This is a genomic window from Oceanobacter antarcticus (assembly GCF_044962685.1).
Classification (GTDB): Bacteria; Pseudomonadota; Gammaproteobacteria; order Pseudomonadales; family Oceanobacteraceae; genus Oceanobacter; species Oceanobacter antarcticus.
Genome location: NZ_JBBKTX010000003.1, coordinates 55,413 through 67,848 on the forward strand (window position 1 = coordinate 55,413; position 12,436 = coordinate 67,848).

The 12,436-nt window shown below is 52.6% G+C and carries 12 protein-coding genes; 10 read left to right on the forward strand and 2 right to left on the reverse strand.

Features of this window, described 5'->3' with window-relative positions; translation table 11 throughout:
• Nucleotides 1–12 precede the first annotated feature (12 nt).
• The 10 genes from WG929_RS03100 (at nucleotide 13) to WG929_RS03145 (ending at nucleotide 10,879) form a co-directional block, all read left to right on the forward strand.
• Entirely contained in the window at nucleotides 13–1,551 is a 1,539-nt protein-coding gene (locus tag WG929_RS03100; protein ID WP_416204851.1) for a sensor histidine kinase, read from the forward strand.
• Complete coding sequence (locus WG929_RS03105; RefSeq protein ID WP_416204852.1) at nucleotides 1,548–2,912, forward strand: sigma-54-dependent transcriptional regulator; 1,365 nt, start codon at nucleotides 1,548–1,550, stop codon at nucleotides 2,910–2,912. Before WG929_RS03100 ends, WG929_RS03105 begins: the two co-directional genes overlap by 4 nt.
• A 155-nt stretch (nucleotides 2,913–3,067) precedes the next feature.
• Nucleotides 3,068–3,622 carry a GspH/FimT family pseudopilin gene (locus WG929_RS03110; RefSeq protein ID WP_416204853.1) on the forward strand — a complete coding sequence of 185 codons (555 nt, stop codon included), beginning with the start codon at nucleotides 3,068–3,070 and terminating at the stop codon, nucleotides 3,620–3,622.
• A 214-nt stretch (nucleotides 3,623–3,836) separates the two neighbouring features.
• On the forward strand, nucleotides 3,837–4,427 hold the full coding sequence (locus WG929_RS03115; RefSeq protein WP_416204854.1) for a pilus assembly PilX family protein: 591 nt from the start codon (nucleotides 3,837–3,839) through the stop codon (nucleotides 4,425–4,427).
• A gap of 20 nt (nucleotides 4,428–4,447) precedes the next feature.
• Complete coding sequence (locus WG929_RS03120) at nucleotides 4,448–4,801, forward strand: hypothetical protein (protein WP_369855178.1); 354 nt, start codon at nucleotides 4,448–4,450, stop codon at nucleotides 4,799–4,801.
• A gap of 14 nt (nucleotides 4,802–4,815) precedes the next feature.
• Nucleotides 4,816–8,466 (forward strand): PilC/PilY family type IV pilus protein, encoded by a 3,651-nt coding sequence (locus WG929_RS03125; protein ID WP_416204855.1) that lies wholly within the window; start codon nucleotides 4,816–4,818, stop codon nucleotides 8,464–8,466.
• Nucleotides 8,463–8,966 carry a GspH/FimT family pseudopilin gene (locus WG929_RS03130; protein WP_416204856.1) on the forward strand — a complete coding sequence of 168 codons (504 nt, stop codon included), beginning with the start codon at nucleotides 8,463–8,465 and terminating at the stop codon, nucleotides 8,964–8,966. Before WG929_RS03125 ends, WG929_RS03130 begins: the two co-directional genes overlap by 4 nt.
• Entirely contained in the window at nucleotides 8,959–9,567 is a 609-nt protein-coding gene (locus tag WG929_RS03135; RefSeq protein ID WP_416204857.1) for a type IV pilus modification PilV family protein, read from the forward strand. Before WG929_RS03130 ends, WG929_RS03135 begins: the two co-directional genes overlap by 8 nt.
• Nucleotides 9,564–10,403: a PilW family protein gene (locus WG929_RS03140; protein ID WP_416204858.1), complete on the forward strand. Its 840-nt coding sequence runs from the start codon at nucleotides 9,564–9,566 to the stop codon at nucleotides 10,401–10,403. Before WG929_RS03135 ends, WG929_RS03140 begins: the two co-directional genes overlap by 4 nt.
• A 29-nt stretch (nucleotides 10,404–10,432) precedes the next feature.
• Nucleotides 10,433–10,879: a type IV pilin protein gene (locus WG929_RS03145; RefSeq protein WP_369855183.1), complete on the forward strand. Its 447-nt coding sequence runs from the start codon at nucleotides 10,433–10,435 to the stop codon at nucleotides 10,877–10,879.
• Nucleotides 10,880–10,996: 117 nt separating this feature from the next.
• On the opposite strand, the gene ispH is transcribed toward WG929_RS03145, so the two are convergent.
• A complete protein-coding gene (ispH, locus tag WG929_RS03150; protein WP_369855184.1) occupies nucleotides 10,997–11,941 on the reverse strand; it encodes a 4-hydroxy-3-methylbut-2-enyl diphosphate reductase in 945 nt (314 codons plus the stop codon).
• Complete coding sequence (gene fkpB, locus WG929_RS03155) at nucleotides 11,931–12,389, reverse strand: FKBP-type peptidyl-prolyl cis-trans isomerase (protein ID WP_416204859.1); 459 nt, start codon at nucleotides 12,387–12,389, stop codon at nucleotides 11,931–11,933. The genes ispH and fkpB overlap by 11 nt, the downstream gene beginning before the upstream one ends.
• Nucleotides 12,390–12,436: the final 47 nt, after the last annotated feature.

Here is a 12,436-nt window from a genome sequence, read left to right on the forward strand (position 1 = left end):
AGGATATTTAACATGTCGTCTAACGTGAGCGATCTGGTTGTCAACGGCAAGCGCCTGCTAAAAATTTACAGCTATTACTCTCTGCTCCTTGCCTTGCTGATCATGGCGGTACACGCCACCGGTGGTACCGCTCTGATTGGCCACGACGCGCCTCATGCCAGTCTGCTTGCGACGGTACTTTATGTCATGGTCGCGGCCAGCTTTGTTGCCATTGCCAGCCTCGGCCCCCATGTTCAACTAGCAACCAGTTATTTCTTTCTCGAAACGGCGATCCTCTCGGTACTGATGTTTGCCTCCGGCGGGCTTGATACTGGTTTTTCCAGTCTGATTCTTATCTGTGTAGTGATCGCCAACCTGCTGGCACCCGGAGTGCTCGGGTTTGCAGTCGCCGCCTGGACCACCCTGGCCATTTTGGTAATCCAGCATTTCTGGCCAGAACACTATCAGGCAGGCGAACTGGTTAATTCCGGTGTTTACGGTTTTTTATGTTTTTTACTCGCGGCCCTGACCCAGGCGCTGTCCCGTCGCCTGAACAGCGCACTGGAACTGGCCAGAGACCAGTCATTACGATTACGCCGTCTCAGCAAGATCAGCTGGCAGGCACTGGCGGACTTGCCCAATGGCATTATTGCCTGCGACCGCGATAACCGTATTCTGTTTTTTAACCAGCAGGCGCAACGCTGGCTTGGTATCAGTGATGAAGCAACCCTGCCCCAACCCCTGCTCATTGCCCTGACGGAGCCAGGCCGCAAGCACGCACTCAAGATATACGGTGAATCCCTGCTGGTCAGCAGGATGCCACTGCCGGATTCCATGCCAGGCGACTATCTGGTGTTTATGGAAGACCAGTCTCGCATTGCCGCGACAGCGCAACAACTCAAGCTGGCCTCACTCGGACGTCTGACCGCCAGTATCGCCCACGAAATACGTAATCCACTCAGTGCCTTGCGCCAGGCCAGCCAGTTGTTGGCAGAAACCCCGTATCTCAAGGAAGAAGAACTGTATCTCAGCCAGGTCATCGAGCAGCACTGCATGCGTATCAACCGTACGGTGGAAGACATCCTGCAACTCAGCCGCAAGCGCCAACCAGCCATAGAAGTATTACGGCTAAAGCCCTGGCTCGAGCACTTTCGTGAACAGTTTATGGCCATGCAAAAAGGCCAATCGTTTCAGCTGGTGATTCGCTGTCATGAACACCAGCAAGTGGCGTTTGACCCGGATCACTTGCAGCAAATATTGCACAATTTGTGCGCCAATGGCCTGCGTTATGCGATCAGGCAACAACCTGACAACGCCCGCCTGGTTCTCTCGGCACAAGCCCAGGAACATAACCGGCTTCTACTTGATGTGCTGGATAACGGCACGGGGATTGCTGATGAACAAATCGAACAGCTGTTCGAACCCTTTTTTACCACAGAACACAATGGCACCGGTCTGGGACTCTACCTCTGTCGCGAGTTGTGCGAAGCCAACCAGGCCAACATCCAGTATCATCGCACCCGGTCGGGTTCCTGTTTCCGCTTGACATTAAGAACGGACATTATCCTATGAAAAAATACTCCGCCCTGATCATCGACGACGAGCCGGATATACGCCAGCTGATCGCTCTGACCCTGAGTCGCATGGACATGGAGTGTTACCAGGCCGCCAACGTCAGTGAGGCATTAGCCTTGCTCGCCGAACGGCCTTACCACTTTTGCGTCACCGATATGAAACTGCCGGATGGCAACGGCCTGGAGATTATCCAGCTGTGCCATGCTCGCTACGCTGATATGCCAGTCGCCATGATCACCGCCTATGGCAGCATGGATATGGCGGTTGAGGCGTTAAAAGCCGGTGCTTTTGACGTGGTTGCCAAACCGCTGGATATTGCCCGTTTGCGTGAGCTGGTTGCAGCGGCATTACAATTGACCCGTGTACCGGTACATCTGGAATCCCTGCCTTCCAGCGATGCCCTGCTAGGGCGTTCTGGCGCCATGATGGCGCTCAAGGACAAGATCCAGAAAGTCGCCCGAACCCAGGCACCGGTATTTATCCACGGCGAATCCGGCACCGGCAAAGAACTGGTCGCACGACTGATCCACCATCAGAGCTCTCGTGCCGATGACCCTTTTATTCCGGTTAACTGTGGCGCCATTCCAAAAGACCTGATGGAAAGCGAATTTTTTGGCCACAAACGTGGCTCCTTTACCGGTGCCAGTGCTGACAAGGATGGTTTTTTCAAAGCGGCAGAAGGCGGCACCCTGTTCCTTGATGAAGTCGCTGAATTACCCCTCGACATGCAGGCCAAACTGCTACGAGTGATTCAAGAAAAAGCCACCCGAGCCGTCGGCAGCGAGCATGAATCTCCGATCGACGTCCGCATTCTCAGCGCCAGCCACAAGGATCTGGCTAAAATGGTAGAAGAAGAACGCTTCCGCCAGGATTTGTTTTTTCGCCTTGATGTGATCCAGATTGCCGTACCCCGGCTACGTGAACGGCAGGAAGATATTCCCACCTTGATTAATCACTTTATCCGTAAATACAGCCGCGAATGGGGCATGCCGGAAGCCAGCGTCGGTCGTGATGCCATGGCAGCCCTGATGGACTACAACTACCCCGGCAACGTCCGGGAACTGGAAAACATCCTCCAACGAGCCGTCACCATGGCGGAAGGCGATGAGATTAACCAGCTCGATCTGAATCTGCCCGTGCATGATAAAGACCCCGCCACCCGATTACTGATGCCCGCCATCGACCCGGCCGCCGCCATCGAAACCAGCAATCTGGAAGACTATCTGGAAAACATTGAACGCAGTGCCATCACCCAGGCATTGGAGGCTACCCGCTGGAACAAGACCGCCGCCGCCGAAAAGCTTGGGATCAGCTTCCGGGCACTGCGTTATCGTTGCAAAAAGCTGGATATCGATTAACGCCTGCCAGGAGCCTGTACCCGGAAGTGAACTCAGAATTTTGTCTGAAAGCAAACCCTGACAAACTAAGCCATATGCCCGAGTGACAGACACCGCCCCAGCAGTAATGATAGCCCGCCAACAACATCAGAATCGCCAGTCAGGGAGGACAGGCTATGACACGGTTTGCACACGGAACGACCCTGACCGAATTGATGGTGGTTATCGCCATTCTAGCTATCGCTGCCTTTACCATTGCCCCCGCAACTACCAGTATTATCCAGAAGCAACTCGCAGACCGGGACGTATCCCTTGTTCACATGGCAATAGCCACTGCCAGAAGCCGTGCCATCCTGACACAAACCCCGCACACCTTGTGCCCGCTCGACAGTAGCAAACACTGCAGCCGCAACTGGAATAACGAACTGACCCTGTTTGCCGACCGCAATCGCAACAGAACCCTGGACGATGACGATACCGTTGTGCAGCGCATCACGGACGCAGATAACACCGTGCTGCGCAGCTACAACCGCAGCGCCATTTCCTTTGGTGCCAATGGCTTCGCAGGGGGCTACAACGGCTCATTCAGCTACTGTCGCACCACCTCGATGGGCCAACACAAAAGTGCCGCTTTTATTCTTTCCAGAATTGGCCGCCTGCGTCCGGGCACAGATTCCGACAATAACGGTCGGGTGGAACTCGCCAACGGTCAGGATGTGGAGTGTCCCTGACAGACATTCCTGAGTTTGACCGGGCCGTACCGACACAACCAGCAACCACTTATCGTTTCCCTGACTCCGCTAGTCCAGCACCACTGGTGGTCAGACAGCCTATACGAGTACTTTAGGTGATATCTATTTGATCTTGCACAGAGCGCTGCGCGAGGTTGCAGGACTAAATAGATGCCCCTTTTAGATCATCAGCTATCGTTCGCCGAGGTTTTTCATGTATGCCAACTTGATCACGCACACATCGCGTCAGCGCGGCTCAACACTACTGATCAGCCTGGGAGTTCTCACCGCTATTACGGTCGGCGCAACCGTGGCCATGCAGCAGTCGACCACGCAAGTCCGCATGGTGACCAATATGAACGTTGAAAAACAAACCTTCGCAGCTTCTTATAGCCATTTGACCCGTGCAGTCAAAAACCTGGGCAACTCCAGTGGTGCCTTGTTAACCGATCTTATTACACGACAAAATGCCAGTATTGCAGCACAAAAAGCGGCCGGTATTGATGATGCGGATATTATATATAACTCTGCAACGATTGATGCCTACACGGACTTTGGCTGGCAGCAACCGGATAGTGCCTTGCTCAACAGTGTTGGGGATACTCAAGTGGTTATCACCTATCCTGCAGAACAGGTACAACAGAGCAACACGACTCCCGTTAATCCCAAAGATAACGAAGGTTCTTCCAGTGCTGCCAGCTCTGTTTATCCTTTTGTATTGACTGCAACAACCGCCAGCGAACACGGCAATATTACGTCGACGCAGCAAATCGGCATTAAGAGAAAAGGCGCTTCCGCTCAGTAAAGCTATTCGAGGTCAATATCATGAACACCAGACACCTTATATTGTTTTCCCTGCTTGGCTTACTGATCAGTCCGCTTGGCAGAGCAGAATCTGCAAACCTGATGCGACATGCAGAATTCCACATTCTGCCTGCAGAGCTGATTACCTTCTCTGGTAGCGCAATAACGGTAAAACCCTGTGATGAATGCCAGACCGAAACATTCACCATGAAAAGTGAAACCGCGCTGTTCGAATATGAACAAGCGATTGATCTCCAGCGAGCGTCAGAGCTCTACCTGCGCAAAAACATACCCGTTATTTTTCTGGGCATCGACAGGCAGCAGAACCAGGTGGACTACATTAACTTTGGCGGCCATGCGTCGAGCGAATATTAAGGAGCAGCGCCATTATGAAACTCTACTGGTTCACCCTGATTGCCTTGGGATTGTTTAGTCATCTTCCCGCCTTGGCCGACGATACTGAAATTTACGTTCAGCGTACCACTGCCGCCTCTCCCAACGTGGTATTTATTATGGATACCTCCGGCAGCATGAATGGCAACGTCTACGAAGATGGCAAATACGTCGGCTCACGCCTTGACGTGGTAAGAGAAGCCGCTGTCGAAGTCATCAACAGTACATCCAATATCAATATATCGCTGTTCCGTTTTAACAGTTCCAACTCCCAGGGTGCCTGGATGAGCAGCCCCATGTTATCGATTGATGCGGAAGGCGTCCGTAACATGGTCAAGGACATCCTCTACTCCTACGCGCCCGGCGGCGGCACACCCATTACCGAAAGTATTTACGAGGCTGCTGCCTATCTGCGCGGCGATACCATGAAGTACGGTAAAACCACCACAGCCAACTCAGACTTGTGCATGGTGTGGGAAGAGCAGGAAGTACCCGTTTCCAGCTTCAGTTCTCAGTCAGCATCAACCAGAGGGCTGGCGCAATCCAATGCTTCCGCCAAAGCCTACGGCGGCGTTGATACCAATCTCTGGTGGTTCCGTATGATGGCGAATGGCGACGCCTGGGCCGTCAAAAACTATTACATCAAAAGCAAGAAAAACAGTCTGGAGTGGCTATCCTGGAACAAAGCCCGTAAAAACTACTCCGGCAAACAAAAGCTTGATAGTTATGGCGTAACCAAATCCGAATACGAAGCCAGTGAACCGGCCTGGTTTATGGTTATGGATGCCTGGATGTGGTCCTATGTCGTTAATACCAGCACTGGTCTTTATACCGCCTGGGATGACATACCTGAATGGTTTCGTACCAACGTACTTCAGTACACCTATGGTATTGATAAAGCCACCTACATTTCCTATACCGCCTCATCCATTGTTGACGACTCAGGCGATGACCCTGGTGACGACCCAGACCCAGAGACTGAAACGGTACTGGTGTGTACCGAATATTTGAATCTTGATGATACCCACGATGGTCATGGCAACTATGTTTCCCCTATCACCGAAGAATGCCAAACAAACCATGTGGTTATTTTCACTGATGGAGAACCCAACAGTGATACGGATATCAATTCAAAAGTGCAATCATTGTTAAAAGAACTGCCCAGCGCCGATTTCCCCAATGACAGTGACTTCAGCGCTAATTGCAGCGGTAATGGTGGCTGCGCCGAAGAAATCTCCTACTACCTTTATAACGCCGACAATAGTGATGCCTTCGAAGGCAGGCAGGCAATTTATGTACACACAATTGGTGGTTTTGTTGGTGGCAGCACCCAGGAACGTCTCGATGATATGGCATCGTATGGCGGCGGCGTGTCCGGTAACGGCTCCGATTCTGCGTCGTTACGCCTGGCACTGACCAAGATTTTTGAGAATATTTCCAAAACCTCCGGCACATTTGCCGCACCTGCGGTTGCCGTTAATGCCTACAACAACCTTGAGCACCTCGATCAACTGTATTATTCCGTCTTCAGTCCATCAACAGCAGCCAACTGGAAAGGTAATATCAAACGTTACCGACTGGATACCAGTGGCGATATTATGGATGCCGATGGCGACCTGGCTGTCGATTCGACAACCGGCTATTTTGCCGATAATGCCCGTAGCTACTGGACGCTCGACGAAGATGCACCCGATGGCGAAACCGTCAACAAGGGTGGCATAGCCCGTCGATTGTCTGACCCGGCCAACCGCAAAATCATGACCGATATCTCCGGTAGCACCATCAGCAGCGCGGCGAATCGGATTACCAGTAGCAATACGACACTGCTCAGCAACCTGCCTACCACGGTACCAGCTGATGACAAGGCTGATTTTATACGCTGGCTGGCTGGCTACGACCCCAGCTCTGCCAGTACCAGCGCTCCTCGACGAGAAATGGAAGATGCCCTGCACAGTCGCCCGGTACTGCTCTCGTATAGCTCCGGCAGCACGACCAAAACCGCCCTGTTTGTCGGTACCAACTCCGGTTACCTGCATGCATTTAATACCGATGAAGATAACCCCAAGGAATATTTTGCCTTTATCCCTTCTGATCTGTTTGACAGCGCCTATGCCTACTTCAGCAAGAGTGCAGAGCGCAGCTACGGACTGGATGGCTATATTTCCAAATATCACATTGATACTAATGGCAATAATATTATCGACTCGGGTGAAAAAGCCTACCTGTATACCGGGATGCGCCGCGGCGGACGGAATTACTATGCTCTCGACGTCAGCGATCTGGATGCTCCAAAGCTGGCCTGGACCATCAAGGGTGGTAGTGGCGATTTTGCAGAACTGGGACAAACCTGGTCCAAAATGCTGCCGGTTACCGTACTGTGGAAAGGCAAACAAACCGATGTCCTGATGTTTGCCGGTGGCTATGATGCAACCGAAGACGACAATGCCAAACGCACGACTCACAGCATGGGGAATGCGATTTATATGGTGGAACCGGCAACCGGCAAGCTGCTCTGGAAAGCATCCAGCTCCAGTGGCAATCTGAAGCTCAGCGAGATGACCAGCGGTATTGTCGGCGACCTTGTACCTGCCGATAACGACGGTGATGGCGATGTGGACACCTTGTATGCCGCCGATCTGGGAGGTCGTATCTGGCGCCTCGACCTGGCTCAGGAAGATGATTTATCCAATAGTCCCGCCACCTTTGCCACAGGTGGGTTGATAGCAGACTTGGGCAAGGACGAGACCGAAGCCAACAACGTGCGGTTTTTTTCTACCCCGGATCTGACCTATTCCTCCCGCGATACCTTTTTGGACAAAACCACCGGGGCTAGCTACTCCGCCGGTCGTTACCAACTGGTGATTGGCTCCGGTTATCGTGCTCATCCATTAAACACCGCCACCCAGGATCGGATTTATATTATCAACGACTTTAATGTTGATACCGCGCCCGAGACCTATACCAGTGTTACGCTGGATGATCTGGTGGAGTACAACAAACTTGCCACTGCCGACACCGACAAATTAAAAAATGGTGTATACCTCGATTTATCCGGCAGTGGTGAAAAAGTGCTGTCGAATGCCATCACTTTAAACTACTACAGCTATATCAACAGTTATCAGCCATCGGATTCGTCCTACCGCTCAGGTTGCGAGCCGGATACCGGAAAGAGCACCCTGTATATTCTGTCATTGCATTACAGCGCAGGGGCTGCTTCGCTGTACAAGGAAGAGATTGAATCCAACTTCCCTGGTATCCAGGACACTCCAGTGGTGGTGTACCAGGAAAAAGAGGTGGATGGCGATGGCAATAGCAATGGCGATAATTCAACCGATGATCAGACCGAATACTGCCAATCGATTACGGATTTTGATTACCTGACGCACCTTGTTGATAGCGGGGTTTGTCCTGCTGATTTACTTGATGGCACTGATGGTACTGATGACACGGACTTAACGAGCTGCAGCAGTAATTGCGACACAACCGATGGTAGTGGCAGTGACGATGATAGTGGCAGTGGCAATGATAGTGACGGTGGCGGTTCGATAATTTCATCACCCTCGATCGTTAATGGCACAACAACGGTTGAAGTAACCGGTGGGGATGACCCCGTAGAGCAGGCCTACTGGAGGGAACTGGAGCAATGATACTGGTCAAGCGGGTTCCCGAACCAAGGAGAGCCTCGCCACCCGGTTTCACCCTGATCGAGTTAATGGTCACCATCGCTGTGTTTGCTATTCTCGCGGCGGTGGGCACCCCCTCTATGACCCGCTACTTTAATAACCAGACCGCAGACCGGATAGTGCGGCAGCTGAATACGGATATCCAGTTTGCTCGCAACCATGCACTGGCCTACAAGTTGGATGTTAACATCCAACCCAAATCCGGCAGCTGGAGTAATGGCTGGGAAGTTCGGGAGGCCTCGTCCAACATTCTCGTTCGTCAGGCGACACTGGATCCCACTGCGGGGACGGTATCCGCGTCGTCGATGTCGTCGGGGAATAGATTAGCTTTCAACGGTGCTGGACGCGCAACCGCCGTTGGCGCGCTGACCATTACCATTACCGGATGTACAGGAGACAGGGTCTACCGCATTGAGATCTTGTCTATTGGCCAAATCATTCGATCGGAGAGTAGCTGTGTCTAGATTACGCAGTGGCGCATTGTCTTCAAAAGGCTTCAGCCTGATTGAAATCATGGTGACGGTCGCCATTACCACCGTCGGTTTGGTCGGCCTGGTCGCCTTGTTACTGGAATCTGACCGCTCCGCCCAGGATTCCACCAGTCGCTCACTGGCATCCTGGATGATCGATGACTTGACCAATCGTATTATGGCCAATCAGGATGCCGTTGCCAGCTACGACACGGGGGGCGCTGCGGTCAATTGCTCCGCTCAGCCAACCATGTGTGCGGCCTATCACAACGGTACAGCACACGTTAACAATGCCATATGCAGCGGCGATCAACAGGCCGCTTTCGATTTATGGAACGTTGCCTGCCCTTCTAACGTTACCGTGCCAGACTCGGACTTTACCCGAGCAGGCAATGCCGATTTTATGGCACCTCCCAAGCTGTATGTCAACGTACTGACAGGATTGGGGGTTGGTGCATTATCCACCCAGGTTTCTATCACCATGACCTGGGATGTCAGAACCTCAGGCAGAGAAGCTGACGGCAGCACCAATTACCTGAATGAAGGCAATATCACCAGCCGTACTGACGCCCTTTCAACGGAAATAGACCTGTGAAAACCTTTCGTTTCAAACAACAGGGCATGACACTGATCGAGCTGATGATCGCTGGAGTTATCTCGATCATCATTGGCCTGGTCGTGATGCAATTAATGATAGGTTCAAATCGCGCATCGAACCGTATTGACGGCATGGCACAAGCACAAGAAAACGCCCGCTTTACCCTGACCTGGTTGGCCAAACAGGTTCGCCATGCAGGTTTTAACCCAGAGCTGTTTGGCGCTGCGATTCAACCAGTGGCTGACCTTTGCACGGGTGCTGGCGTTGTGCCGCCAGCCAACGATGCAGCTTGCACCTGGGAAGCGACAGATCAGGCCGGAGACCGACTGGCAATCCGTCGCAAATTTAGAGATACAACAGATAACACCTGGGATCAGTTTACCTGCAGCGGCGTTGACCTGGCAGGCTTGCCGGGTGTCGATGATGAGTCTGTTATTATCGATGTCTACTGGGTTGCATTGAATACCAGCGGAGGCACGGATGACGAATACGATGACGTACTGCGTTGTGCCAGTTATCTCGAGAACAGCGGTGCGGATACCATCCTCAGTGGCGGTGTTCAAACCATCGCCTCCGGTATCGAATCCTTTCAGGTGTTGTACGCAGACCCTGGCGCAGGTGGCACCAATGCCACCCGTTATGTACCGGCCGACCAGGCAACCATCACTGACGTAACAACGATCCGTATTGCCATCCTGGCCAGAGCCTTCAGTGATGCTGCCAGGGTACAAGGAAAACGCAGCTATGTTGTGCTGGATGCCAATCCGATTACACTGGAAGACAACATCCCGCGACAGATTCTGGCAACGACCGTGTTTTTCCCTAACCGCTAACGTTTTGACAACAGGAAACCTGAGTACTTATGAGATTGTCTTCGAGAACGTCCAGAACACGCGGTGTTACCCTGATTGAACTGATGGTGGTGATTGCCATCATCGGTATTCTGGCAGCTATCGCTATTCCGGGCTATCACAATTATGTACGTCGTGCGCTTAGAACCGATACGATCAAGGAGCTCTCTCGTATCATGGCAGCACAGGAGCGCTACTACTCTGATGAACTGACTTACAGCGCCGACTTGAGCCAGCTGGGTCTGACCTTGAATGGCGGTTTTTACCTGATCAAGGATAGCGGCAACGGCAGCACGATATACCAGGTCGCCGCCGCCAGCTGCAATGGTGCCCCTCTGACTCAATGTGTGCAGATAACCGCCACGCCTCAAGGCACACAAGCAGCCGACGGGACTCTGTTGATGGATTCAACCGGAAGCCAGACTCGTACCGTAGGAGCCGATGTGTATGAGTGGTAGAGTCAGGAGCAGTCAATCGCCCCGTTATGGCTCTAACCAGGTGATGGGGATTAGCAGCATTGATGGGGAATTCAGGTTTCACTACCGAAATATAAGCAAAAACCTCACAACCACCACTCAGACCTCCTTCAATCTGAGTTCTTGCGGCAGCGAAAACACCACATTTTCTTCGGTGCCCTGCACTTCTTGTGGTGCTTGGCCACCCTGATCCACCAGGCACTGCACCACTTCTTTTACCAGTACTTCCGGTGCTGATGCCCCGGCGGTTACGCCAACGCTATGGATACCTTGCAGCCATTCGCCACGAATTTCACTGGCGTTATCCACCAGATACGCTTTGGCACCCATACGCTCGCCCAGCTCTCGCAAGCGATTGGAGTTGGAACTGTTGGGGGAACCAACCACCAGTAAAACTTCGCATTCTGCAGCCAATTGCTTGACAGCGTCCTGACGGTTTTGGGTGGCATAACAAATGTCGTTCTTGCGCGGCCCCTGAATCTGGGGAAATTGCTCTCTCAGAGCGTCAATCACCTTAGCGGTATCGTCCATCGATAACGTCGTCTGGGTCACATACGACAAGCGTGAGGCATCCCTGACCACCAGATTGGTTACATCCTGCTCATTTTCAACCAGATAGATGCCCCCTCCCCGACGGTGATCATACTGGCCCATGGTGCCTTCCACTTCCGGGTGCCCTTTGTGGCCAATCAACACACATTCACTGCCATCGGCGCTGTAACGGGCCACTTCGAGGTGCACCTTGGTCACCAGCGGGCAGGTGGCATCAAAGACTTTCAAGCCCCGATCCGTGGCATTTTTGCGCACCGTCTGAGCAACACCATGAGCCGAGAAGATAACAATGCTGCCATCCGGTACTTCATCCAGCTCATCAACAAAAATGGCCCCGCGCTGACGCAAGTCGTTCACCACGAACTTGTTGTGCACCACTTCATGGCGCACATAAATCGGCGGATCAAACAATTCCAGCGCCCGGTTGACGATATCAATGGCACGATCAACACCGGCACAAAACCCGCGCGGGTTGGCGAGCTTAATCTGCATGGGCGTTCTCGACAGCCTTGACGTCAAGGATCTGTACTTCAAAGGTCAGAATCTTGCCTGCCAGTGGATGGTTAAAATCCACCTCCACCCAGTCACCCTCCACACTGGCAATCACTCCCGGCAGTTCGGTGTTGGAGGCATCGGCAAATGACACCACCAGGCCTGGAGAGATCGGCAGATCAGCAGCAAAATCTGAACGTTTCATGCGTTGGACATTGTTCGGGTTATGCTGACCAAAAGCGTGCTCCGGGTCGACACTGAAAGTCTTGTGATCCCCTGTCACCAATCCTGGCAGCAGGCTTTCAAAACCTTCCGGCAGATTACCGTCACCGATCACCAACTGTGCCGGAGTGGCCTCAAAGGTGGAATCAATCACCTGGCCATCCGCCAGTTTCAGGGCAAAGTGAAGAGATACGGTACTACCACTGGAAATGATGTCTGTAGCCATGGGGTCACCTTTTGTTATGCTTTTGTGCTGCTTTTACAACGCTGCAG